The following is a 25651-nucleotide window of genomic DNA, read 5'->3' as shown; positions in this document are numbered from 1 at the left end:
AAAAAACTCCTTATTTATTTTTACGTCTTTTTCTCCTTTTGCATATACATAAGAAAAAGGAGGGATAAAGATGGGGATTGTTGAAACTGCTGAGTGGTTACATCTATATTATGGACGGCCAGAAAAGCTGTGTGAGAAGTTTACGAAGTATATCCCGCTGCCAAAAGAAAGGTTGTATCGCTTTTTAATTTCTAAAGGTATGTATCGCCCTGTTATGCGAGGAGAACGAGAAATTAAAGAGTTAGAGAAAAAGGAAGTTTGGAAAGAGTTACGTGCGGAGTATGAGAAACTGAAAAATTGGTTAAAAGGTCCAGATGTCCCTGTCTTTATTCTATTATCAGATTCCTATAATCGAACTGTACAAGAAGAGTATAACGGCAGGGCTGGATTATCTATGCGTCACGTTATTTTCTTATTTGTATGTGGACGGAATTCGGTGGAAGAATTAAAAGTGTTACTAGCGCATGAATATCATCACATATGCAGGTTGCATCAAATTGAGACGAAAGAAACGGAATATACATTACTTGATACGATGATTATGGAAGGGTTAGCTGAGCAAGCGGTAACGGAAAGATATTCAGAAAAAAACAATGCACCGTGGACGACGTATCTTTCAAAAGAAGAGGCTATATATTATTGGAAAAACGTTGTACATGAAAGAATAAGTATAAAGCGAGGAACAAGGGAGCACGACATCTTATTAAATGGATTTCATTCTTATCCGAAGATGCTTGGCTATGCGCTTGGATTTCATATTGTCAAAGATTGTGTAACTTTGGAAGGAGAAGATACACTTTCTTTATTGCCTATAGATGCGAAAGAAATATTGAATAAAGCAAATACATTTCATATATAAAAAAACAGGAGCTCTCTTTCCTGTTTTTTTAGTATTAATAGAAGAAAAAATAATAATTAGAATATATTTCCTTAGGTGGAATAAAGTTAAGAAAAATTGAACATAATGATGGATACAAACAGTAGTGAAGTGAGGGGTAGTGAATGTTATATCTACATGATGTATGGGTAAATTGGTTTGAAGGTGAAGAAAATGGGTATAACGTTTGTCATTTTTACGAATGGCGGAAAGATGATACGATTGAGCTATTAGATCAAGTGCCATTATTAAAAGTAGATGCCACATTATATCATTACATCGAGAACGAATTGTTAGAGCTTCCGCAAAAAATGTTGGAAGACGTACATCATAAGGCTTATATTCGTAAAAATCATGAACGTTTGCAGCAAGAGTATTGCTTTGTAGTTACAGATGGAAAAGGAATTATTGCGATTGACACAATTGGTTACAATGTACCGATTCGAAAAAGTAGACTTATACCGCGCCAAGAGCAGATGGTATATGAGATGGTAGAAAACGTACAAGCAGAAAAGTATGAGTTCCAAGTAGAAGAAATAGAAAAAGAACATCATATTTTATCACCATCACCATTCATTATGAATGGCTTAACTCGTAAAGAAAGACAGCTTAAACAATTATTATTTATGGCGTTAGATCAATTACATACAACGAAAAACACAGCAGAGATTCGCTATTGGTTCACAGAGTGGGATCCATCAGCATACGGAATGGTTCAACATATGGAATTTGAAGATATTTGGGCTAAGCTGTATGAGGAAGCGAAAGCAGGTTGGTCTGAGAAGCACGAACAATTATGCGAGCGTCTCGTAAAAGGACAACCATTTTTTGAAAAGTTATGGGAAATGGAAAACGAGCAAAAGGTAAATTAAAAAAACCGCCAATTGGCGGTTTTTTTTAATTTGGTATAACTTAGCTTCAGCAACAAGCTCTTCGTGTCTAAGAACCTTCCGCATAAGAAGACAAAAAGCGTCTTCTATGCGAAAGAACCTTAGCCGTCAGGGCTAAGCAGTCGCCTCCGCTTTATATGTTACCTACGTTTTCTGCTTAGTCCCATTGCGTTTTCTACTTTGCGTAGTTGTTTGAATGCGACGCGGTTTGCTTTTTCAGCACCTTTGTCTAGAATTTCGTCTAGTTCTGGTGAGTTGATTAGTTCGTTATATTTGTCTTGGATTGGACGAATCGCTTCTACGACTACTTGTGCTAGGTCGCCTTTGAAGTCGCCATATCCTTTTCCTTCGTACATTGCTTCGATTTCTTCAACTGTTTTTCCAGAGAATGAAGAGTAAATTGTTAATAAGTTAGAGATACCAGGTTTGTTTTCTTTATCGAATTTCACGATACCTTCAGAGTCAGTTACAGCACTCTTAATTTTCTTTTCAATTGTTTTTGGTTCATCAAGCATACTGATCATTGATTTTGGATTCGGATCAGATTTACTCATTTTTTTCGTAGGCTCTGTTAGTGACATAACGCGAGCTCCTACTTTTGGAATGCGAATTTCAGGAATTGTGAATACTTCACGGAAGCGTTTGTTGAAACGCTCTGCTAGGTCACGTGTTAATTCCATATGTTGCTTTTGGTCATCACCAACAGGCACGATCTCAGTGTTGTAAAGTAAAATATCAGCAGCCATTAATGGTGGATAAGTTAGTAATCCAGCTGGTACTGAATCTCTACCTGACGCTTTATCTTTATATTGCGTCATACGCTCTAATTCTCCAACGTAAGCAACTGATTGCATAATCCATCCTAGTTGAGCGTGTGCCGGTACTTCTGATTGTACAAATAAAGTAGCTTTTTCAGGATCGATGCCGCATGCTACATAAAGTGCAGCAAGACTGCGGATGTTTTTACGAAGCCCGACGGGATCTTGAGGTACTGTAATCGCATGTTGATTTACAATACAGAAATAACAGTCGTGTTCATTTTGAAGCTCTGTAAATTGCTTCATAGCTCCTAAATAGTTTCCAAGTGTAATCGTTCCACTCGGCTGAATACCAGAAAAGATAACTGACATAAGTAATTCCTCCTAAATTTGAATGCGTGATAGGGAAGAGAAGGCAAACAAAAAAGCCCATTCATCCCAAAAAACTATAGGGACGAATGGACCGCGGTACCACCCTAATTATTTCACTACTGTGAAATCTCTCTAATCCATAATAACGTTTGGATATAACGCCAAAGCCTACTACTCTCGGTTCGGTTTGGAGCTCAAAAGCCCATTCCATACTGTACAATTACTTGTTCACACCAGCCACAAGCTCTCTGAAATTGCCTCAATATGTACTCTTCTTTATCATCGCATACATATAAATTTATTTATTGTTACCTGAGCTCTTTTAAATATGAAAGAACTAAAGTTTTATAACAAAATGTTTTGCTGATTATTATATCATATGGGATAGTGTTTGCAAACTACATCAAAATAGTAAAGCTAATGAAGGTCGAGAACAATCCAAGAACGATACCTGTAATGCAAATTGGATACGTCCATTTGAATGAATATGTTTTATAAATACGTTCTTTCTTATCGACAGGTTCCTCTACTTCTTCAATTAAAGAGTCAATTTTTTTGTTCGTACCAAATACTCTTTGGAAGGCGTAAATTGTTACGTTAAAAAATCCATTTTGAAATATGAATAAAAAACCGCCTATAAGAATAAAAAATAGTGCAATATAAAACGAGATGTTGACAAAATTCAACAAAAAATGCGATGAAACGAGGAATGCGCCAATACTAGAAGCGATTATCGCTATGAAAATTAGTATACAAGTATGAAAAAAAACTTTATTCAAAATGTTCCCCTCCGTCAAAATATTACTAGAATTATTATACTATAAAAGCTATAATATGTACTAGAACTAATTTTTTGAAAATTATACGCAATTAAAGGTCTGATTGCAAGATGATGGTAGCAATGTTAACGTATCCCTTTACAAAAAAATAAAAATATAAACATTTTATTAAAAATTTTAACAAAAAAACAAAAAACTATATTCACAATTGTTGTATTATATGTATAATGAAAATTGTAGAAACTTGGAGATTATTCTTTCAATTCTACTTTTTTACAAGTGAGGGTACAGGAAGTGCAATTAGGGGAGGCAACACAACATGAAGAAAAAGATACCGTTATTACTTGCATCGACGTTGACTGTCAGTATGTTAGGAGCTTGTAGTTACCAAAAAGAGGATAATAAAGCAGGCGCAAAAGAAAAATCCTCAAACAAGCAAGTGTTAAATTTAACTGAGACAGCTGAAATTCCAACTATGGATACGACGTTATCAACGGATGCAGCATCTTCTAACATCATGAATAACACAATGGAAGGGTTATATCGTCTGGGGAAAGATGATAAACTTGTTCCGGGTGTCGCTAAATCTTATGAGAAATCAGAGGATGGCAAAAAGTATGTGTTTAAGTTACGGGAAGATGCGAAATGGTCTAATGGTGAACCTGTAACAGCGAAGGACTTCGTTTATTCTTGGCGAAGAGCTGTAGATTCAAACACGGGTGCCAAGTTTGCTTACATACTATTTGATGTTAAAAATGCGGAGAAAGTTAACAAAAAAGAGTTACCAGTTGAAGAACTTGGTGTAAAGGCAATTGATGATCATACACTTGAAGTGGAATTAGATAACCCTGTTCCTTATTTTGTAAGTTTAACAGTCTATCCAACATTGTATCCTTTGAATGAGAAGTTTGTAACAGAACAAGGAGCAAAATTTGGATTAGAATCCAATACGACACTTTATAATGGTCCATTCGTATTAAATGAATGGAAGCATGAACAAAGTTTCCAACTTAAGAAGAATCCAACGTATTGGGAAAATAAAGAAGTAAAACTTGAGGAAATAAACTTCAATATTGTTAAGGATCGTTCAACTGCTATAAATTTATATGAAACGAAAGCAATTGATCGTGTAGTCTTAACATCAGAGTTTGTAGATAAATACAAATCAGATGCTGACTTTAAAACGATTAAGAGACCATCTACACAATTTATTCGTTTAAATGAAAAGAATAAATTTTTAGCAAATAAAAATATCCGAAAAGCAATTGCAATGTCCTTTGAACGTGAAAACATCGGAAAAGTGATTTTAAACGATGGTTCAGAGGGGATATATGGTTTTGTTCCGAAAGGCTTAGCAAAAGGTCCGAATGGGAAAGACTTCCGTGAAGAAAACGGAAAGCTTATAAAAGAGGATATGAAAGAAGCACAAAAATACTGGGAAGCTGGTAAGAAAGAACTTGGTGTAGAAAAAGTAGAGTTAGAGCTATTAAACTTTGATACTGATGATGCTAAAAAAATCGGAGAGTATTTAAAAGGCCAATTTGAAAAGAACTTACCAGGTTTAACAGTTCCAACAAAAATGCAGCCATTTGCACAAAAATTAAAACTTGAAGCGAGTGGAGATTATGCAATGTCATATGCGGGATGGAGTCCAGATTATATGGACCCAATGTCATTCCTTGAAATGTATACGACAGGTAATGCGCAAAACAAAGTACATTACGCAAACCCAGCGTATGATGATTTAATTAAAAAAGCAAAAACAGAAGTTGATGTACAAGCTCGTTGGGAGGCATTATTACAAGCAGAAAAACAACTGCTTGAAGATGCAGCAATTGCTCCAGTATATCAACCAGGAAAAGCTTATTTACAACGTGGCTCAATTACTGGCCTATTAGAACATAAATATGGCGGGGAATTTAGCTATAAGTGGGTTGAACTCAAAAACTAAAAATGGTTTCCATCATGAATAAGGGTATATGCCTATGATGGGCATGTACTCTTATTTTAAAAAAATAAAAGTAAGAATATTTAAAACTATCTTATTGCTTTTGAGAAAAACGGGGAGGTGCTTGACTATGGGACGTTATGTATTAAAACGTTTCGTGTACATGGCTTTGACATTATTTTTAATTACTACACTGACTTTCTTTTTAATGAAATTACTTCCGGGTTCTCCGCTTAAAAACCAGGAGAAGTTATCACCGGCACAAAAAGAAATCATTCTTGAAAAATATGGCTTAAATGATCCAGTACCAGTTCAATATGCACGTTACTTAGGTAACTTAGCAAAAGGTGATTTAGGGGTATCATTCCAATATGATAACCGTCCAGTAACAGACATGATTGTGGATCGCATTGGACCATCAGCACAACTTGGTTTACAAGCGATTATATTAGGTACATTTATCGGTTTAATTTTAGGAATCGTTGCGGCACTTCGTAATAATACGTGGGTCGATTATGGGGCGACAATTATTTCCGTACTCGGGATGTCGGTACCATCATTCGTATTCGCCGCATTACTACAATATTTCGTAGGGGTAAAACTTGGATGGTTCCCAGTAGCATTCTGGAAAGGACCAGAGTTTACAGTAATGCCTACAATTGCTTTATCGATGGCAGTTATCGCAACAATCGCACGTTTCGCTCGTGCAGAGTTAATTGAAGTTATGCAAGCTGACTACATTTTAACAGCGAAAGCGAAAGGAATTAGCCAAGGCGTTATCATTATTAAACACGCACTTCGTAACGCATTAATTCCAGTTGTAACAATTTTAGGACCAATGGTTGCAGGGTTAATTACAGGTACATTAGTTATTGAGCAAATTTATGCTGTACCAGGACTAGGGGAACAGTTCGTTAAATCGATTACAGTGAATGACTATACAGTTATTATGGGAACTACAATTTTCTATAGTGCAATCTTCATCTTAGTTATTTTCATTGTCGATATTTTATACGGAATTATTGATCCTCGAATTCGTTTAGCGGGAGGGAAAAAATGATGAAAGATGTACAAAAATTATCTCCAGACTTATTTCAACAAGCCAATCAAAATAATGTGGATAATGAAGTCATTGCCCGTCCAAGCTTAACGTTTTGGCAAGATGTAAGAAGACGTTTGTTCCAACATAAAGGAGCGATGTTCGGTTTCGTTTTATTAACGCTTATTATCTTACTAGCGATTTTCGGACCGATGGTAAGTAAGCACTCATATAAAGAGCAAGATTTAGGACGTGCGAAATTACCACCGAAAATTCCTGTTATTGAAAATGTTCATTGGCTACCATTTGACGGTACAGATCAATACGGTGTTGACCAATATGAAAAACGTGATATTAAAGAGTATTTCTGGTTTGGTACAGATGATCTTGGCCGCGATTTATGGACAAGAACATGGGAAGGTACGCGTGTATCATTATATATCGCTCTTTTAGCAGCAGCAATTGACTTAGTAATTGGGGTTGCATACGGAGGTATTTCAGCGTTCTATGGCGGTAGAGTAGATAACATTATGCAACGTATTATGGAGATTATTAACGGTATTCCATACTTAATTATCGTTATTTTAATGGTAATCATTATGGGATCTGGTATATGGTCAATTACACTCGCAATGGCAATTACAGGTTGGATAGGGATGTCGCGTATCGTTCGTGGACAAATCCTAAAATTAAAAAATCAAGAATACGTATTAGCATCTCGTACATTAGGTGCAACAAATACACAATTAATTGTAAAGCACTTAATCCCGAACGTAATGGGACCAATTATCGTAATGACAATGTTTACAATTCCAACAGCGGTGTTTGGTGAGGCGTTCTTAAGCTTCATCGGTTTAGGTATTCAGCCGCCATTCGCGTCACTTGGTTCTCTTGTAAATGACGGTTATAAATCAATTCAAACGTATCCGCATATGATGTTCATCCCTGCGGTTGTCATCAGTATATTAATTTTAGCGTTTAACTTAATGGCAGACGGATTACGCGATGCGTTAGATCCAAAAATGCGTAAGTAAAAGAGGGGAGAGGTAAAGATGAAAACATTGTTAGAGGTAAAAGATTTACAAGTCTCCTTTGATACACATGCAGGTGAAGTACAAGCTGTACGCGGCGTTACTTTTGATTTGAAAAAAGGAGAAACATTAGCGATTGTAGGAGAATCTGGTTCTGGGAAATCAGTTACTTCTAAAGCGTTAATGGGATTAATTCCGAATCCTCCTGGACGTATTAAAAATGGTGAAATCGTATTTGAAGGTCGTGACTTAACGAAATTAACAGAAAAAGAAATGCAGCAAGTACGTGGTAAAGATATTGCGATGATTTTCCAAGATCCAATGACATCATTAAACCCAACGATGACAATTGGAAATCAAATTATGGAAGGTCTTATTAAACACCAAGGGATGAGTAAAGCAGATGCACGTAAAGTTGCGTTGGAATTAATCGACCTTGTAGGTATTCCAAATCCAGAAGCTCGTTTAAAGCAATATCCGCACCAATTCTCTGGTGGTATGAGACAGCGTGTAGTTATTGCGATGGCGTTAGCTTGTAACCCGAAATTATTGATTGCCGATGAGCCGACAACAGCGCTAGACGTTACAATTCAGGCGCAAATTTTAGAGCTTATGAAAGACATTCAGCAAAAAACAGAAGCAGCAATCATTTTCATTACGCATGACTTAGGTGTAGTGGCAAACGTTGCGGACCGCGTAGCAGTTATGTACGCTGGTAAAGTTGTTGAAATCGGAACTGTAGATGAAATTTTCTACAATCCAAAACATCCGTATACTTGGGGCTTAATCGCATCTATGCCAAGTTTAGATGGTTCAGAGGAAGAGTTATACGCAATTCCTGGAACGCCTCCAGATTTATTGAAGCCGCCAAAGGGAGATGCTTTTGCACCACGTAACCCACAGGCACTGAAAATTGATTTTGAAATGGACCCACCTTTATTTAAAGTAAGTGATACACACTATGCGGCAACTTGGTTACTTCATGAGCAAGCTCCAGAAGTAAAACCGCCGGCAGTCGTTGAAAAACGCATTCTTCAAATGAAAGCAGGTGAACAACATGACTAAACAACGTGAGAAATTAATTGAAGTAAAAAATGTAAAGCAGCACTTCGACGTGAGTGGTGGTGTTGTCAAAGCGGTTAATGATATTTCATTTGATATTTACCGCGGAGAAACATTTGGTCTTGTAGGAGAATCAGGTTGTGGTAAATCAACAACTGGAAGAACGATTATTCGTTTATATGATGCAACTGCTGGTGAAGTATTGTTCGACGGTGAAAATGTACATGGTAAAAAATCACGCGCAGAGCTGAAGAAGTTCAACCGTAAAATGCAAATGATTTTCCAAGATCCATATGCATCATTAAACCCTCGTATGACAGTAGGGGATATTATTGCAGAAGGTATTGATATTCATGGATTAGCGAAAAACAAAAAAGAGCGTATGGACCGTGTGCATGAATTATTAAACACAGTTGGTTTAAATAAAGAGCACGCAAACCGTTTCCCGCATGAATTCTCAGGTGGACAACGTCAACGTATCGGTATCGCTCGTGCACTTGCTGTAGAACCTGAATTTATCATTGCCGATGAGCCAATCTCAGCACTTGACGTATCAATCCAGGCGCAAGTTGTAAACTTACTGAAAAAGTTACAAAAAGAAAAAGGTTTAACATACTTATTCATTGCCCATGATTTATCAATGGTAAAATACATTAGTGACCGCATTGGCGTAATGTATCGTGGTCAAATCGTTGAATTAACAACAAGTGATGAGTTATATGCGAATCCAATTCATCCATATACGAAATCACTATTATCAGCGATTCCACTTCCAGATCCAGATTATGAGCGCAATCGTAAACGTATCGTATACGATCCATCTCAACATAATTATGGTAGTGAAGAACCGACAATGCGTGAAATTCGCCCAGGACATTTCGTACTATGTTCTGAAGCGGAGTATAAGAAATATAAAGAGATTTATCAATAATAAAAAATCCATTCTTCTATCAAAGAAGAATGGATTTTTTTACTATTTAAAAGAATTGTCAATATTTCTCGGTAAGTCGATATATTTAAAGAATCACAGATATAAGTTGCCTTTACTAAAGGCTACGCCTTAATTAAACGAGTATTATTGCACCTGAACAGAAACAATCTCCTCTTGTTCTTCAGGTTTAACAAGTGCGTAACGCTCCCACGCTCTACTTTTCCAGCGGAAGAACATAATAATGGCACGTGTCCATTCATCAATAGCAATTGCTAGCCAAATACCAACGAGCCCCATATCTAAATGGAAGGCGAAAAAGTAACCGAGTGGCAAACTCATTAACACCATAGAGAATGCGCCGATTAAAACTGGGTACTTTGCATCACCAGCTGCGCGAAGTGAATTGATGATGACGATATTCATCGTACGCCCTGTTTCAAGTAGTACACTTAGTAAAAGAACGCTTGCACCTAACGCAATAATGTGCGGATTATCTGTAAATAGTCCCATTAATTGTGTACGGAATGTAATAACAAGAGCGACCATACATAAAGTGACTCCAATTGCCCACTTTACACTTTTCCATACGCGTTCATACGCTTCGTCTTTTTCACCACCGCCAACGAGGCGTCCGATAATAATGGCTGTTCCCATACCGATCGCAATCGCGAATAAATAAGTGAACATAGAAATGTTTGTAGCGTATTGTCTCGCCGCTAATGATTCCGTTCCTAAGTATGTTGCATAGTATAAGAAGACAATTTGGCAAGCTTGATACATAACCTGCTCAAATGCAGATGGAATCCCGATTTTTAAAATTTTCCCGATATATTCTTTTGATAAGGTGAAGTAGTATTGTAATTTCACACGGTACTCCATAACGCGGTACAGTAACCAGAAGAAAACGATAAGCGCTATAAGTCGGCTGACAGCAGAAGAAATGGCAGCCCCTTGTACACCAAGCTCCGGAAAACCAAATTTCCCAAAAATGAGTACGTAGTTTCCAGCGATATGAATAATATTCATTCCAAGTGAAATAAACATCGCTTGCTTTGTGAAGCCATGTACGCGGATAATTGCGGCTAATGAATTAATAATAGCTTGAAGGAAAATAGCTCCTCCGACGATGGATAAATAGCTCTGTGCATACATAAGTACATCGCCTTGTAAGTTCATTGCCATCATCATATGTTTTGAAAATAAAAGAAAACCAGCGCTTATAACGAGTCCGACCACTAAATTTAATGTGACGGCTAAAGCTGATATTTTAGATGCTTCCATAAAACGTTTGGAACCGAGGTATTGAGATACGACGATAGCTGCGCCGTTCCCGATGACTTCTAGTACCAAAATAGCGATATGGAGATATTGATTCGCTGCACCAACCCCAGATACAGCATCGTCTGATAATGCACTTAACATGAAAGTATCAGCGATCCCCATCAACATAAATAGAAAAACTTCTAGAAAAATAGGCCATGTTAATAAGAATAAACTTAATTTCTCAGTAGGCCCGTTTTTTGCCTGAATTGCTGCCATGTCCGTCCCCTCTTTATCGATATCTATTTTTAGCAAAGTGTATCGTAACATACTTTCTTATCCTTTGCACTCATTTTAACCTACATATCTTTATTATGAAGGAAGTGCTATTTTATGATAAAAAGAGGAGGATAATTATGCAAAAAGTATTATGGAATATAAAATTCATTTTTTTCTAATAATTTAGAAAAATATAAAAATTATTATTTCTAACACTTTAGTAGGGGAAATCAGCAATATGAAACGTTTACAAAGGTTTATTTTTAAACAGAAAATTTTAATAAAATAGAAATATAAATATACAAAAAATATATTTGTGTGTATAATATGAATTGTTAGAACATATATATATTTCTATTTGTTTGAAAATGAAAGGGCTAACATTTTTGTGGAGGGTGGAAATATGAAAAAAAAGATGCCAGTTTTTGTAGTATCAACAGTAGCGATGAGCATGATGTTAGGGGCATGTAGCTACCAAAAAGATGAACCGCAAGCGAACGCAAAAGGGGATAGCGGGAAAAGCGGTACTAAGCAAGTTATTAACTTAATTGAAACGCAAGAAATTCCAACGATGGATCCAGCGTTATCAGCTGATGCAGTTTCTTCAAGAGTAATGACTAATACGATGGAAGGCTTATACAGTTTAGGAAAAGATGATAAGCTTGTTCCAGGTGTAGCGAAGGAATTCAAAAAGTCAGAAGACGGTAAAAAATATACATTTACATTACGTGAAGACGCAAAATGGTCAAATGGTGAGCCTGTGACGGCGAAAGATTTTGTATACGCATGGCAAAGAGCAATTAACCCAGATACAGCTGCGAAATCAGCGTACATTATGTATGATATAAAAAATGCTGAGAAAATCAATAAAAAAGAGATGAGTCCAGATCAATTAGGTGTAAAAGCAATTGATGATTATACATTAGAAGTGGAATTAGACAATTCCATTCCATATCTTGTAGATTTAATGGTATATCCAATCTTCTATCCTGTGAATGAAAAGTTCGTGAAAGAGCAAGGTACGAAGTTTGGTTTGGAAGCGAATACAACACTTTATAACGGACCATTTACATTAAGTGATTGGCAACATGAACGTAGCTTTAAAATGACAAAGAGCGCGTCATATTGGGACAATAAAGAAGTGAAGATTGAGGAAGTAAACTTTAATATTGTAAAAGATACGTCTACACCAATTAATTTATATGAAACAAACGCAGTCGATCGAGCGACGTTATTAGCGGAGTTCATCGATAAATATAAAGGAAAACCAGATTTCCAAACAGTAGAAGATACATCTGTATTCTTCCTTCGTTTAAATCAAAAAGATCCAGCGTTAGCAAATAAAAATATTCGTAAAGCAATTTCACTTGCTTTTGAACGTAAACCGTTCGTTGATACATTATTAAATAACGGTTCTAAGCCAGCAACAGGATTAATTCCTGATAACTTCATTAAAGGACCGGATAAAAAGGACTTCCGTGCTGTAAATGGAGATATTGTAAAACCAAACGTGAAAGAAGCGAAGAAATATTGGGAAGCTGGTAAAAAAGAGCTTGGTAAAAATGAAATTGAATTAGAGTTATTAAACGAAGATGTTGAATTATCGAAGAAAACGGGGGAATATTTAAAAGGTGAGTTAGAAAAGAATTTACCAGGTTTAACAGTGAAAATTAAACAACAACCATTCGCGCAAAAACTAAAATTGGAAGATGCGGGCGATTTCGTCATGTCATTCTCTGGATGGAGTGCAGACTTCCCAGATCCAATTACATATCTTGATATGTTTGTAACGGATGGATCACAAAATAAAATGAAATATTCTAATCCGAAATATGATGAGATCATCATGAAAGCGAAAAAAGATGGAAGCGATGTAAATGCTCGTTGGAAAAGTTTACTAGAAGCAGAAAAAATGTTATTTGATGACGCTGCGATTGTTCCAGTATATCAACGTGGTAGAGCATACTTACAAAGAGAATCAATTAAAAATATGTACAACCATAAATATGGCGGCGATTTAAGCTTTAAATGGGCGTCAGTAGAGAAATAAGAAAAAAGCAGGTGATTACCTGCTTTTTTTAATACGTACGTTTCTTATAAATACCTTTCCCGCCAACCTCGTTCCAGCCGGATTGTACATCCAAACTTTTATTAACAAACTTCATCTTTTCTTTTCCGCCAAAGAGTTTTTCACCAATGCTATTTGTAATGACACCAATCAATGCTGTTATTCCGATGATGAGGGCAGCAACCGTGACAAAATCAATAAAAAAAGCAATCATTTGCAAATTCCCCCTTTGCCTGTCTGTATGTTTATTGTATGAGATAAAAGATAAAAAAGAAAGAAATGTCAGAAAAATATTTAATATATTTTAGAAATCGTATAGACATGAATGAGAATGTTTGTTAAGATAAGAACAAATGTTCTTTTGATTCTCACTTATATAGTCTTACATTTCTTAATTGATTTATCAAAAAAAGGTAAGAAAACGTTCTCTTTTTCATAGAAAAGATTATGAGGAAATAACTATAAATCATATGAAAAATCTATGAAAAGCAAGTGTTAAGAGGGTTGAAGGTTATTGTTAAAGAACAGCTGAAGTAAGTGTGATTATGTTACATAGCAGTGGAATACACGGAAGAGTTTTCTCAATTAGAAGGAAATTTACTGTATATTTCTTGCAAAATCTATTGTATAATGATTATAGAAGTTACTTATTAAAAGTAATTGTTGTTTACTAAAAGTTGTTGCTTACATGAAAAGCAATTTTTGCACTTTGTTTTAAGACAAGGTATCGCGAAAAATTGCTGAATTAAGAAATTTAAACTGTAATTAGTACAGAATTTGTACTCTTTAAGGAGAGTGAGCTTTGTATGGTAACATTATATAGTTCTCCAAGCTGTACGTCTTGTAGAAAGGCGAAATTATGGCTAGAGGAAAATCATATTCCTTATACAGAACGTAATATTTTCTCAGATCCGTTAACGATTGAGGAAATTAAAGAGATTTTACGTATGACAGAGAGCGGAACGGATGAGATTATTTCTACTCGTTCGAAAGTTTTCCAAGAATTAAATGTAAACTTAGAGTCTTTACCACTTCAAGATTTATATAAGATGATTCGTGACTATCCAGGGATTTTACGTCGTCCAATTATGATTGACGAGAAACGCCTTCAAGTAGGTTACAATGAAGACGAAATCCGCCGTTTCTTACCACGTACAGTAAGAACGTTCCAATTACGTGAAGCACAGCGTCTTGTAAATTAATTATAATAATATGAAAACCTTCTACCTATTATATAGTAGAAGGTTTTTTTTAATGTTTCACATTTCGTAATCGAACTCGTTGAACGATAAAGCCGATGCATAAGATGGTAAAAATAAATAAGTAAGGAATGCCTGCAGTGAAACTTGGGTTGTTATGAAAAAAGGTTGCCAGTCTGTCTTCATGTGTGACCATTTTCCCTGCTGTATAAGCGAGAATTGCTGCCCCGCAATAAATGAGGAATGGAAAGCGTTCCATAAGTATTAAAATGAGTTTGCTGCCCCAAATAATAATCGGGATAGAAATGAGTAAACCGATTATTACGAGTAAAAATCTTCCGTGAGCTGCCCCTGCAATGGCGATAACGTTGTCAAATCCCATAACAAGGTCCGCGAATACAATTGTACGCACAGCTTGAAATAAAGTTGTTTTTCCTTGAATAGAAGAAAGATCGTTGCTATTATCAGTTAGTAAATTTACTGCAATTAATGTAAGTAAAATGCCCCCGATAAGTTGCAGAAATGGAATGTCGAGCAAATAGACAGCTAGTATAGTAAGGATAATTCTTAGTACGATTGCTAAAAGAGTACCGATCAAAATAGCTTTATTTCGTTTCGATTCAGGTAAATTTCGGCTAGCTAGTGCGATGACAATTGCGTTGTCACCACCTAATACAACATCGATACCGACAATCATTAGTACAGATGTTAAAAACTCTAAGTCCATTCGTCTGCCTCCATTTATGATGTTTTAATAAGCGAACTATATGTATGCGGTGAAAAAAGAGACTAAAGGATTTTCTCTAATAAAAGTTTCACTTTAGTACAGTGTACGGGGGAAGATGGAAATGTATGTCCAAATTTTTTATAAGTGAGAAATCGCCATAATGATATATTTGTGTATAACATCGAATGAAGATAGGTATATAACTATTTTTGTAAAATAAATCGATTTTATTTCCATTCTGGAGAATCTTATCATAAAATGAGAGTACAAGAATCTATTGATTTGTCATATGAGTGGGGAATCCCTTCATAACAATTCTAAGCAGGAAGGGAGAGTTGTATTTTGGATATTGAAAGAATTAATGATCATACGATGAAATTTTTTATTACGTACATTGATATAGAGGACAGAGGCTTTAATCGTGAGGAAATTTGGTATGACCGCGAAAGAAGCGAAGAGCTCTTTTGGGAAATGATGGACGAAGCTCGTGATCATGACGATTTCTTTATTGATGGGCCGTTATGGATTCAAGTGCAAGCAGTCGATAAAGGGATTGAAGTACTTGTAACGAAAGCAGAACTTTCAAAGGATGGACAAAAGTTAGAACTACCAATAGGTGTAGATAAAATTATAGACATTCCTCTAGATGAAGGTATTGAATCATTATTCCAGCAAGAATTAGTGGAAGAGGTAGAGGAACAAGCAGGTACAAACTTTAACGAAGATGGTACGTTTGGTTTTTTAATTAAGTTTAATGATTTTGAAGATGTCATTTCATTAAGCCACCGTCTTATCTTTGAAGATATAAAAGATGAGCTGTATTCATTTGAGGACCGCTATTATGTATATGTGGAATTCGATGAAGTGCTACATGATGAAGAAGAAATTGATCGTATTTTAAGCATTGTTTTAGAATACGGGGAAGAATCCACTTTAACAATTCATCGTGTAAGTGAGTATGGGAAACAAATTGTGAAAGAGCATGCGCTTGAAACAATTCGCAATAATTTTCCTGCTAAAACGTAGGCCGATTTCTGTAGTATGAAATCGGCTTTTTATATGAAGAATAGGAAAGCTTTCTTAGTAAGGAGGTAAGAGATGAAAAATACGTTGAAGTTGATTTTCTTTGTATTACTATTGTTTGCATTATTTGTGTCATTACGTATGTTTATTGATGTAGCATTTTATTCGGATGTAATTGGGATAAAAGATGTTTCGATTTTAGGTATTATTAGTATTTTATTTACGGTATCTGCATTTTTAATTGGCTGCGTTATTTTCTTAGAGAACCGTCATCCGTCAAAAACACTTACATGGCTCATTGTGTTAGGGATTTTTCCGGTATTTGGATTCTTCGCTTATTTATTATTCGGACAGAACTTTCGGAGGAAGAGAATGTTCCAAAAGAAGGCTTTGCTCGATGAACAAGCGTTTTTACAATATAAGGGGCATGAAGATTACGAAGAACGGATTTTGCGCAATCATAAGCATCAAGAGCTGTTATTTCGTTTAGCGGATCGCTTAGGCGCTTTAAATATTTCATTTCAAACTGAAACGAGAACATTAACAAATGGAGATGAAACGTTTCAGGCCATTTTAGATGGATTAAAACGAGCGAAACATCACATTCATATGGAATATTACATTGTGCGTGATGATAAGCTTGGAACAGAAATTAAAGATATTTTAATACAAAAATCAAAAGAGGGCGTAGTCGTACGTTTTTTATATGATGCGGTTGGAAGTTTTAAATTATCAAAATCATATATTGAAGAATTAAACGACGCGGGTGTCGAAATGATTCCGTTCTTCCCTGTGCGCTTTCCGATTTTAAACGATAAGATTAATTATCGAAACCACCGAAAAATCGTTATTATTGATGGAAACGAAGGATTCGTAGGTGGATTAAATATTGGTGATGAATATTTAGGGAAGGATAAGTACTTCGGCTTTTGGCGAGACACACATTTATATTTGCGTGGTGAAGCTGTGCAAAGTTTGCAACTTATTTTCCTTCAAGATTGGTTTTATATGACTGGTGAGGCGGTGCTAGCCCCTGAATATTTACAAGCGAAAGCAGTTGAGGGGGAGCATTGGGGAGGCGTGCAGCTCGTTGCAGGTGGGCCGGATAATAAATGGGAAACAATTAAACATTTATATTTTGCTATGATTGCTTCTGCGCGGAAATCCATTTGGATTGCAACGCCGTATTTCATCCCGGATGATGATATTTTGTCCGCATTAAAAGTAGCGGCACTTGCTGGTATTGATGTTCGTTTGTTAATGCCGAGTAAGCCTGATAAGCGCACTGTCTTTTATGCATCAAGATCGTACTTCCCAGAGCTTTTAGATGCAGGGGTAAAGATCTATGAATACGAAAAAGGTTTTCTCCATAGTAAAGTTGTCATTGTTGATTCTGATTTAGCTTCAATTGGGACAGCTAATATGGATATGAGAAGTTTTCATTTGAACTTTGAAGTAAATGCCTTTTTATATGATACAGATAGCATTCGAAAGCTTGTTCAAGATTTTAAAGACGATTTAGAAGAATCCAGTGAAATTCACGTCGATCGTTTTCATAAAAGGCGTCTGCATAGACGAATTGTTGAATCAACGTATCGGCTATTATCGCCATTATTATAAAAAGAGATGTCCGAAATTGGGACATCTCTTTTTTAAAGGAATTTGTAATAAATTGTAGAATATAAGGAGCTGAAAGGATGTGATTACGATGTTTATTGCTAAAAGAGAAAACGGAGAAAAAATTAATCTACTCTATCATCATGATGAAGAGCTTTTACACCGTATGCGGAAAAGGGAAAGTTTCTATTGTATAGCTTGTGGGAAGAAAGTACTAATGAGATTAGGAAAACAAAAAAAGTGGCATTTTGCTCATAAGAAAGAAGATTCATGTTTAGCCTTTTATGAAGCAGAATCTATGTATCATAGGCACGGTAAAGAATTGTTATATAGATGGTTCAAACGTCAAAACTTTCATGTAGATATAGAGCATTATTTACCAGAGATTCAGCAACGTCCGGATATTCTTATAGAGAGAGCAGGGAGAAAGGTTGCGATTGAATACCAGTGCGCGAATCTCTCTATAGAACAGCTGTACAAACGAACCTATTCGTATTGGCGAGCTGGTATACAGGTCATTTGGATTATCGGTGGAAATCAATTGGAAAAGCACTCTGTCTATTGGATGAAATTCTCCTCCCTTATGGCTTTCTCCTTACAATCTTACCCTCAACCACTTCTTATTTTCTTCTGTTCAAAACAAAAATCATTTATGAAATGCACGTTTATGACTTCAGTTTCTACAAGCGTCTCTTTTTCACATATTATATATTTACCAACTGAAACGACTACTTTTGAAATGCTCTTTTCTTCTGTTACTTTTCAAAAGGAGATATTAGAACGAGAATGGAAGAAGCGAAAGGACTATTTTCGAAAAAATGCTTTGCCTATTTGGAATTATAATCATAAGTCACTATTACGCCTCTTGTATCAATGTAAATGTACCCCAGCAAATTTCCCTTCTGAAATTGGTGTGCCGCTTCCGTCCTCATTTGCTTTTCAAACAAATCCATTTATATGGCAAGCTTTTTTATATATGAAGTGTATAGGTGAGCTTGCGGTAGGGGATTATATTTCCCTTCCATACGTGTGTAGTTATATAAAAAAGTATACGAAAAGGCGTATGCTCCCGTACTTTTCACAGCATATATGGAAAGTAGCAGTTACTGAATATATGACATTTTTATGCTATGTAGGTGTATTGCAGAAAGTAGGGACATATAAGTACCAAAAAAAAAGGAGGATAGTTATGCTGAAAACAGAGGAAGAAGTTATGAAATATGATGAAGTTTGCTTAGCGTATGCCTTATCTTTATTTGAGGAAAAGTACAACATGAGAGAAGGAAAAGGGGATATAATAAAGACTGATCGTGAAGGAATTACATAAGAAAAATCGAATTGTATGTAAGTAGAGATATTTAAAGGAGGGCTTAAAGGATGTCTGAACAAAACACAGCAAAAACATTACCAGATCGTAACGAGATTGAAGAATCAAGTACGTGGCGATTAGAAGATATTTTCCAAACAGATGCAGAATGGGAACAAGAATTCCAAGCTATTAAAGAGTTATTACCGAAGTTAACTGAATTTAAAGGGAAACTTGGTGACTCTGCGAACAATTTACTTGAAGCATTGCAATATGAAGATGAAATTTCAATGCGATTAGGTAAGCTATATACATATGCACATATGCGTTACGATCAAGATACAACAAACTCTGTGTATCAAGCGTTAAATGACCGCGCGACAAATTTATATTCACAAGTATCTAGTAGCACAGCATATATTGTGCCTGAAATTTTATCGATTTCAGAAGATACACTGCAAACATTCTTGAAAGAAAATAGAGACTTAAGTGTATATGAACATGCATTAGAAGAAATTACGCGCCAACGTCCGCACGTATTATCTGAAGCGGAAGAGGCTTTATTAGCAGAAGCATCTGAAGTAATGAGTGCGTCAAGTAATACATTTGGCATGTTGAATAATGCGGATTTGAAATTTCCATCTATTAAAGGTGAGGATGGAGAAGAAGTAGAAATCACACATGGTCGTTACATTCAGTTTTTAGAAAGTGATGATCGTCGTGTGCGCGAAGATGCGTTCAAAGCTGTATATGAAACGTACGGAAAATATAAGAACACATTTGCAAGTACGTTAAGCGGAGCTGTAAAGCGTAATAATTTTAATGCACGCGTTCGTAAATATGACTCTGCACGTCAAGCAGCATTAAGTAATAATAATATTCCTGAAGCGGTGTACGATCAACTCGTTGAATCTGTAAATGATAATTTACACTTGCTACATCGTTACATTGATATTCGTAAGCGTGCACTAGGGCTTGATGAGCTTCATATGTATGATTTATATACACCACTTGTACCAGAAGTGAAAATGAATGTGAAGTATGAAGAAGCGCAAGACATGTTATTAAAGTCTTTACATGTACTTGGTGATGAGTATGTTGATATTTTGAAAGAAGCATATGAAAATCGCTGGGTAGATGTGTATGAGAATAAAGGAAAACGAAGCGGAGCATATTCATCTGGTGCATATGGAACAAATCCTTATATTTTAATGAACTGGCATGATAATGTAAATAATTTATTTACACTTGCTCATGAATTTGGCCATTCTGTCCATAGTTACTACACAAGAAAAACGCAGCCGCACGTATACGGTGACTATTCAATCTTCGTTGCGGAAGTAGCATCAACTTGTAATGAAGCGCTTCTAAACGATTATTTATTAAAAACGACAGAAGATAAGAAAGAGCGTCTATACTTATTAAATCATTATTTAGAAGGATTCCGTGGTACTGTATTCCGTCAAACGATGTTCGCAGAGTTTGAGCATATTATTCATAAGAAAGTACAAGAGGGACATGCGGTAACGCCAGACATGTTAACGGAGATCTACTATGATTTAAATAAGAAATATTTCGGTGATGCTTTAGTAATTGATGAAGAAATTGGTTTAGAGTGGTCTCGTATTCCGCACTTCTACTACAACTATTACGTATACCAATACGCAACAGGATTTAGTGCAGCAACGGCTCTATCTAAACAAATTTTAGAAGAAGGGCAACCAGCAGTAGAACGTTACATTAATGAGTTCTTAAAAGCAGGAAGCTCAGATTATCCAATTGAAGTGCTGAAGAAAGCTGGAGTAGATATGGCATCTCCAGAACCAGTAAAAGAAGCATTGCAAGTATTTGAAGAGAAATTAAATGAATTAGAAGCATTATTATTTGAAGAGAAGTAATAGAAAAGACGAGGAATTTGCCTCGTCTTTTTCTTAATGTCATTTTGTCGATATTTGTCGAGAAAATAAAGTGAATTGTCTTCTTTTTTCTAAATTAGAAGGCAGTTTTACAGTCCATTAAAACCCTTTAAATCGTTTCTTATGGTTGAAATAAGAGAGAGCGATGACAATGACTCCAAATAAAAGAGGGAAGGCAATCATTTTAGGAAAAGCTTGTAGTAGAGAGAGGATGTACAAGAAAAAAGAAACAATGATAGCTAGAATGATAAGTAAAATATACGTTTTTTTCATACAGAACACCTCCAAAATAGCTTTTTTATAGCTTATTCAAAAATGAAAACGTTTAGAATGTGACAAAAGTGTGAAATTCGACAAAAGGGGTTGTCATCTGACGTCGAATCTTGTAATATAATAAGCGTGAACGAATTCACATACAAACATATACCCCTTTGTTTGAACGTGAAAATTTCTCCCATCCCCTTTAATATTTTTATAAGCCGTAAAGAAAAAGACCTGGTGTTTACACCAGGTCTTTTTCTTTTGCTATCCATTTCCAATAACGCTCACATTTTACATCAATCATTTGTACTTTTCGTTTCAGTTGTAATTTTTTTAGTTCACGCTCAATTTCTTGCTTCGAGCAGTCATATATAAATGCTACTTCTTTTGAAGATATAAATTGCGTTGCTTCTAGTAATACCTCTAAAGATGGTAATGGTTCTGGCTCAATTTCACATTTTACAAGTTCTTTTAATAATTGTACGTATACGTCATAGGAATACGTTCCAGCGATTTTAATACCTTCTTCATCTGAATTTGCATGAAAAAATACGAGAGAAGGTATTTCTGTAATATGCATCTCATTTGTAAATTTCAAGTCACATTGGAAAGCTTTTTTTGCGCTAGCTGAATATAGGTCTTTTTTAAATTCTTCTACATCAATATCGCTATCTTTTGCGCATGCAAGTAATAATTCGCAGTTAGGATTTGATACATTTTCAAGGAAAATGTATTCTTGGAGTTTTCGCAAAAACTTCGAACCTGCTTTTCGGCCTTGCAACTCAGCTGCCTTAATTGCCATCGAAACTAAATATGGTGTTGACGATGCCTCTTGCATATGTACCTTTCCATCACATGAAAAACCTTGTAAACTTGTTGTCTTTTCCCACACAAATCGAATATTAGCAGGTTTATTCCATTTGTGTGAGGAAGCGTTCGTTCCGTCCACTTTTCCTGTTACGATATGACGAATAGAGAAGTATTTCCCATATTCAAGCCATAGTTTAATAATAAAGGGCTCAATTTCCCAGCAATCTTTACAAAGTGGATCAATAAATAAATATGCTTCTACAGACTTATGCTCACATGCGGAAGGAGATGGCATATTGATATGCTTTGCTTCCTGTTTATCCATTATATTTCACCTGTTTCGTCTGGAGTATTAACCATATGCTGAGCAGTTAATGCTAAACGTTCAAAAACGAACTCTCTTATATGACCGTGCACTCCTGTATCATCCATTGCTTGCTCCATGCACGATAGCCAAGACTCTGCTCGTTTTGGAGTAATCTCAAACGGGAGATGGCGTGCTCTTAACATAGGATGACCATGTTCTTCAGTGTACAAATTAGGACCACCTAAATATTGTGTTAAAAATTGCTTCTGCTTCCTAGCTGTTTCTGTTAAATCATCCGGGAAGATGGGAGATAGGTCAGGGTGTTTACTGACATAGGAATAAAATGTGTCTACTAATATTGCAATGCATTGTTCACCGCCAATTGCTTCAAATGGTGTCATCGGTTGCTTGCTCATCCTTTTAAACTCCTTTTTCCATGAAATGTATATCTATTGTAGCAATGGAATGTTAGGGAGGGCAAATAAACAGCCTTCATAACGTTCTTTGCTTATTCTACAGATGTAAAAGAATCTTTTCTTTTTCAAAAAGTGAGATGTATCCACTAGTAGAACGTATTCACTAGTGGAATTTTCACTTTAGCGTGCTTTGTTTTGTTTGGCAAGGAAAAAGCGTTTTACTTTATTATTTGTATGACGGATTGGTATGTCGTGTTGCTTTAACAAATGAATAAATGCAGCTTTGCCTGCTTCTTCATCTTGCACTTCAAATTCAATTTCATAATCATCGTGATTGTAATAGAAACTATGATCAAAGACAAGCGTTCCGCCTTCAAATAGTGTTTCGGCTCTTTCAGTTGTTAAACTACCCATATAAGTTAAAGCAGAAACAGGAATTTGTAATTTGTGTAGTTGATCTACTACAGCGCCTTGAATAATTGTATTTGTTTCCATCATCAATCTTGCTTCATCTGCTGTTATAACTTGATGCGTTTCCAACAAGCCGACTTCTGCAGGTTGTTTCAATGTTAATGTATAAGTTTCTCCTTTATGACGAATACGAAGTGCAGAGCCAGCTTCTTTTAATGAGAAGTTGGGTGTTTCAAAGTAGTGATTCACCTGTTTCATAAATCCTTCAATAGAGAATGATTTACATAATGTATTGAATTCTTCTTCTGTAACAATATTTTTAAATTCAATTTCAATTTCTTGTGTCATTGTATGCGCGCTCCTTTTGAAAAATAATTCTTTACACATTATCGCTTTTTCGCAAATTTGGTTCAATGTTTTATTTGTTTGCGTCCATGTTATGATACAATAATACTGTTAAGTAAGACAGGAAGTTGAGATGGAGGAGTTAGAGCATGCAAAATAAAATCCAAGTTAAGAGCGTAGAAAAGAGAGAGAATGCTCTTATTTTTTGTGCGGAAAATAGTGAAATAGCGGTAAAGGAGTTAAGTGCGCGTAATCACGTACTTGTAGACTCAGATAATTTATCATTTTTATATATCTTAGAAAACGAATCATCTTTCATTTATGTAAGCATTCCACACACATGCTGGGAAGCAATGCATGAAGCGATGAATAACGACGTGGTTATGTTCGTTCGCGTGAATGACATTGAAATGGAATTAGAAGGGTTAAAAGAAGAAGTAGAATATTTAGTTGAAAATATTGAAGGTAATGCAAATTACGGAGAAGAACTAGTAACTGCTGTAGAAAAAGTATTTCTATAAGCAAATGGATTGATTTTGGTGGTGGTTGAAATGAATCGAAATTGGGAAGAATTTTTAGCACCTTACCACCAAGCGGTGGCAGAGCTGAAAGTGAAACTAAAAGGAATGCGTACTCAATTTGCAATGTTAACAGAGCATTCTCCAATTGAGTTTGTAACAGGAAGGGTAAAGTCGGTTGCAAGTATTATTGATAAAGCGGAGAAGAGAAATGTACCGTTAGACCGGTTACGAGAAGATATGCAAGATATCGCGGGCCTTCGAATGATGTGTCAATTTGTTGATGAGATTAAGCCTGTTGTAGAATATCTTCGAAAACGAAATGACTTTGAAATTGTGGAAGAACGTGATTACGTCACGCAGAAGAAAGATAGCGGTTATCGTTCTTATCACGTTGTCATTAGTTACCCAGTTCAAACGATTCAGGGTGAACAAAAAGTATTGGTAGAAATCCAAATACGTACGCTAGCAATGAACTTTTGGGCAACAATTGAGCATTCTTTAAATTATAAATATAGTGGACGTTTTCCTGAAGATATTAAAATACGCTTGCAACGTGCAGCGGAAGCAGCATTTTTATTAGATGAAGAAATGTCTTCTATCCGTCTTGAAATTCAAGAAGCGCAAAAAGCTTTTTCAAGAAAGCAAGAAACGAAAGATTCCGAATCATAAACTAAAGGGTGTTGGGCGATGAAATTTACAATTATGTCAAAGGGAGATCAATCATCAGATGCACTGGCAAGCACGATGAAAGAATACTTGCTAGATTTTGGATTTATAATGGATGAACAGGAACCCGATATTGTAATTTCTGTTGGGGGAGATGGAACGCTTTTATATGCATTTCATCGTTATTATAATCGATTGGATGAAACAGCATTTGTTGGTGTACATACAGGGCATTTAGGTTTCTATGCAGATTGGTTACCGACAGAAGTAGAGAAATTAGTAATTGCAATTGCTAAAACACCATTCCAAGTGGTGGAATATCCGCTTTTAGAAGTGATTATTCGCTATGTGAATGGGAGCAAAGAGTCACAGTATTTAGCGATGAATGAAGCGACTGTGAAAAGTGCAGAAGGTACATTAGTAACAGAAGTGGAAATACGCGGAGAGTACTTTGAAACGTTCCGCGGGGATGGCCTTTGTATTTCTACTCCTTCGGGAAGTACTGCGTATAATAAGGCGCTTGGCGGAGCAATTATTCACCCTTCTATTGAAGCGATTCAAATTGCAGAAATGGCATCTATTAATAACCGTGTGTTTCGTACGGTAGGTTCGCCGCTCGTATTGCCGAAACATCATACATGCGTGCTGAAGCCGACTGCAGGAATGAACTTACAAATTACGGTGGACCATTTAACGATGGTTCATCAAGATGTGAAATCAATTCAGTATCGCGTGGCAAACGAGAAAGTACGGTTTGTTCGTTTCCGTCCATTTCCGTTCTGGAAACGAGTTCGTGACTCGTTTGTTGCAGATAAATAGAAAGGGTTTATAT

Annotated in this window: 25 protein-coding genes and 1 other annotated feature; of the genes, 16 read left to right on the top strand and 9 right to left on the bottom strand. The window is 35.9% G+C overall.

The features are described from left to right. Positions 1 to 70 precede the first annotated feature (70 nt). Together AC0NJG_RS19715 and AC0NJG_RS19710 are read left to right on the top strand one after the other, a co-directional pair. A complete protein-coding gene (locus tag AC0NJG_RS19715) occupies positions 71 to 859 on the top strand; it encodes a DUF2268 domain-containing putative Zn-dependent protease (protein WP_002194672.1) in 789 nt (262 codons plus the stop codon). A 143-nt stretch (positions 860 to 1002) separates the two neighbouring features. Further along, positions 1003 to 1749 (top strand): YjbA family protein, encoded by a 747-nt coding sequence (locus AC0NJG_RS19710; RefSeq protein ID WP_087951661.1) that lies wholly within the window; start codon positions 1003 to 1005, stop codon positions 1747 to 1749. A 158-nt stretch (positions 1750 to 1907) separates the two neighbouring features. Here the strand turns inward: AC0NJG_RS19710 and trpS are convergent, their stop codons facing one another. Continuing rightward, complete coding sequence (gene trpS / locus AC0NJG_RS19705) at positions 1908 to 2897, bottom strand: tryptophan--tRNA ligase (RefSeq protein ID WP_000110985.1); 990 nt, start codon at positions 2895 to 2897, stop codon at positions 1908 to 1910. Between the two features lie 75 nt (positions 2898 to 2972). Beyond that, positions 2973 to 3189 (bottom strand) — a binding site (T-box leader). Positions 3190 to 3295: 106 nt separating this feature from the next. Beyond that, complete coding sequence (locus AC0NJG_RS19700; protein ID WP_071727854.1) at positions 3296 to 3676, bottom strand: DUF3899 domain-containing protein; 381 nt, start codon at positions 3674 to 3676, stop codon at positions 3296 to 3298. Between the two features lie 319 nt (positions 3677 to 3995). Between AC0NJG_RS19700 and AC0NJG_RS19695 the strand changes: the two genes are divergently transcribed. The 5 genes from AC0NJG_RS19695 to AC0NJG_RS19675 all read left to right on the top strand — a co-directional run bounded on the left by AC0NJG_RS19695 (position 3996) and on the right by AC0NJG_RS19675 (position 9687). Continuing rightward, the gene (locus AC0NJG_RS19695) at positions 3996 to 5627 is read left to right on the top strand and encodes a peptide ABC transporter substrate-binding protein (protein ID WP_087994575.1); all 1632 of its coding nucleotides are present in this window, start codon (positions 3996 to 3998) and stop codon (positions 5625 to 5627) included. 127 nt (positions 5628 to 5754) lie between these two features. Next, positions 5755 to 6684, top strand: coding sequence for an oligopeptide ABC transporter permease (opp3b, locus tag AC0NJG_RS19690; protein WP_000534165.1), 930 nt, complete (start codon positions 5755 to 5757; stop codon positions 6682 to 6684). Then, positions 6681 to 7697 (top strand): oligopeptide ABC transporter permease, encoded by a 1017-nt coding sequence (opp3C, locus tag AC0NJG_RS19685; RefSeq protein ID WP_048553963.1) that lies wholly within the window; start codon positions 6681 to 6683, stop codon positions 7695 to 7697. Before opp3b ends, opp3C begins: the two co-directional genes overlap by 4 nt. Positions 7698 to 7715: 18 nt before the next feature. Beyond that, entirely contained in the window at positions 7716 to 8759 is a 1044-nt protein-coding gene (locus AC0NJG_RS19680; RefSeq protein ID WP_000854346.1) for an ABC transporter ATP-binding protein, read from the top strand. Further along, positions 8752 to 9687: an ABC transporter ATP-binding protein gene (locus AC0NJG_RS19675; RefSeq protein WP_000166346.1), complete on the top strand. Its 936-nt coding sequence runs from the start codon at positions 8752 to 8754 to the stop codon at positions 9685 to 9687. Before AC0NJG_RS19680 ends, AC0NJG_RS19675 begins: the two co-directional genes overlap by 8 nt. A gap of 144 nt (positions 9688 to 9831) precedes the next feature. Here AC0NJG_RS19675 and AC0NJG_RS19670 read toward each other — a convergent pair whose 3' ends face one another. After that, positions 9832 to 11277 carry an MATE family efflux transporter gene (locus AC0NJG_RS19670; RefSeq protein ID WP_140421274.1) on the bottom strand — a complete coding sequence of 482 codons (1446 nt, stop codon included), beginning with the start codon at positions 11275 to 11277 and terminating at the stop codon, positions 9832 to 9834. A 352-nt stretch (positions 11278 to 11629) separates the two neighbouring features. On the opposite strand from AC0NJG_RS19670, the gene AC0NJG_RS19665 reads away from it, so the two are divergent. Next, complete coding sequence (locus AC0NJG_RS19665; RefSeq protein WP_474063321.1) at positions 11630 to 13276, top strand: peptide ABC transporter substrate-binding protein; 1647 nt, start codon at positions 11630 to 11632, stop codon at positions 13274 to 13276. A 28-nt stretch (positions 13277 to 13304) separates the two neighbouring features. On the opposite strand, the gene AC0NJG_RS19660 is transcribed toward AC0NJG_RS19665, so the two are convergent. Then, positions 13305 to 13508 carry a hypothetical protein gene (locus tag AC0NJG_RS19660; protein ID WP_000559976.1) on the bottom strand — a complete coding sequence of 68 codons (204 nt, stop codon included), beginning with the start codon at positions 13506 to 13508 and terminating at the stop codon, positions 13305 to 13307. 592 nt (positions 13509 to 14100) lie between these two features. On the opposite strand from AC0NJG_RS19660, the gene spx reads away from it, so the two are divergent. Further along, entirely contained in the window at positions 14101 to 14496 is a 396-nt protein-coding gene (gene spx / locus AC0NJG_RS19655) for a transcriptional regulator Spx (RefSeq protein WP_000258267.1), read from the top strand. Between the two features lie 49 nt (positions 14497 to 14545). Here spx and AC0NJG_RS19650 read toward each other — a convergent pair whose 3' ends face one another. After that, positions 14546 to 15220, bottom strand: a complete 675-nt coding sequence (locus AC0NJG_RS19650; RefSeq protein ID WP_048553954.1) for a TerC family protein — start codon at positions 15218 to 15220, stop codon at positions 14546 to 14548. Between the two features lie 342 nt (positions 15221 to 15562). Between AC0NJG_RS19650 and mecA the strand changes: the two genes are divergently transcribed. From mecA to pepF, 4 genes are all read left to right on the top strand, one after another. Further along, entirely contained in the window at positions 15563 to 16246 is a 684-nt protein-coding gene (gene mecA / locus AC0NJG_RS19645) for an adaptor protein MecA (RefSeq protein ID WP_000350710.1), read from the top strand. 72 nt (positions 16247 to 16318) lie between these two features. After that, on the top strand, positions 16319 to 17863 hold the full coding sequence (locus AC0NJG_RS19640) for a cardiolipin synthase (protein WP_000799204.1): 1545 nt from the start codon (positions 16319 to 16321) through the stop codon (positions 17861 to 17863). A gap of 79 nt (positions 17864 to 17942) precedes the next feature. Next, positions 17943 to 19187 carry a competence protein CoiA gene (locus AC0NJG_RS19635; protein ID WP_087994573.1) on the top strand — a complete coding sequence of 415 codons (1245 nt, stop codon included), beginning with the start codon at positions 17943 to 17945 and terminating at the stop codon, positions 19185 to 19187. Positions 19188 to 19237: 50 nt separating this feature from the next. Next, complete coding sequence (gene pepF / locus AC0NJG_RS19630; protein ID WP_048553950.1) at positions 19238 to 21064, top strand: oligoendopeptidase F; 1827 nt, start codon at positions 19238 to 19240, stop codon at positions 21062 to 21064. A 117-nt stretch (positions 21065 to 21181) separates the two neighbouring features. On the opposite strand, the gene AC0NJG_RS19625 is transcribed toward pepF, so the two are convergent. The 4 genes from AC0NJG_RS19625 to AC0NJG_RS19610 form a co-directional block, all read right to left on the bottom strand. Continuing rightward, entirely contained in the window at positions 21182 to 21355 is a 174-nt protein-coding gene (locus AC0NJG_RS19625; protein WP_000754592.1) for a hypothetical protein, read from the bottom strand. 229 nt (positions 21356 to 21584) lie between these two features. Further along, positions 21585 to 22478, bottom strand: a complete 894-nt coding sequence (locus AC0NJG_RS19620; RefSeq protein WP_087951667.1) for a ClpXP adapter SpxH family protein — start codon at positions 22476 to 22478, stop codon at positions 21585 to 21587. Further along, on the bottom strand, positions 22478 to 22876 hold the full coding sequence (locus AC0NJG_RS19615; protein ID WP_087951668.1) for a globin domain-containing protein: 399 nt from the start codon (positions 22874 to 22876) through the stop codon (positions 22478 to 22480). Before AC0NJG_RS19615 ends, AC0NJG_RS19620 begins: the two co-directional genes overlap by 1 nt. Positions 22877 to 23056: 180 nt before the next feature. Further along, complete coding sequence (locus AC0NJG_RS19610; RefSeq protein ID WP_087951669.1) at positions 23057 to 23635, bottom strand: CYTH domain-containing protein; 579 nt, start codon at positions 23633 to 23635, stop codon at positions 23057 to 23059. A 146-nt stretch (positions 23636 to 23781) separates the two neighbouring features. On the opposite strand from AC0NJG_RS19610, the gene AC0NJG_RS19605 reads away from it, so the two are divergent. The 3 genes from AC0NJG_RS19605 to AC0NJG_RS19595 are packed head-to-tail and all read left to right on the top strand — an operon-like array spanning position 23782 to position 25638. Further along, positions 23782 to 24153 (top strand): UPF0738 family protein, encoded by a 372-nt coding sequence (locus AC0NJG_RS19605; protein WP_048553937.1) that lies wholly within the window; start codon positions 23782 to 23784, stop codon positions 24151 to 24153. Positions 24154 to 24183: 30 nt separating this feature from the next. Beyond that, a complete protein-coding gene (yjbM, locus tag AC0NJG_RS19600) occupies positions 24184 to 24822 on the top strand; it encodes a GTP diphosphokinase (RefSeq protein WP_001081482.1) in 639 nt (212 codons plus the stop codon). 18 nt (positions 24823 to 24840) lie between these two features. Further along, positions 24841 to 25638, top strand: a complete 798-nt coding sequence (locus AC0NJG_RS19595) for an NAD kinase (protein ID WP_000673185.1) — start codon at positions 24841 to 24843, stop codon at positions 25636 to 25638. The last annotated feature ends 13 nt before the right edge of the window (positions 25639 to 25651 follow it).

This window comes from Bacillus sp. SSR7, assembly GCF_055902415.1.
The sequence above is the reverse complement of the archived record's forward strand: the minus strand, read 5'-3'. Positions and strand labels throughout refer to the sequence as shown.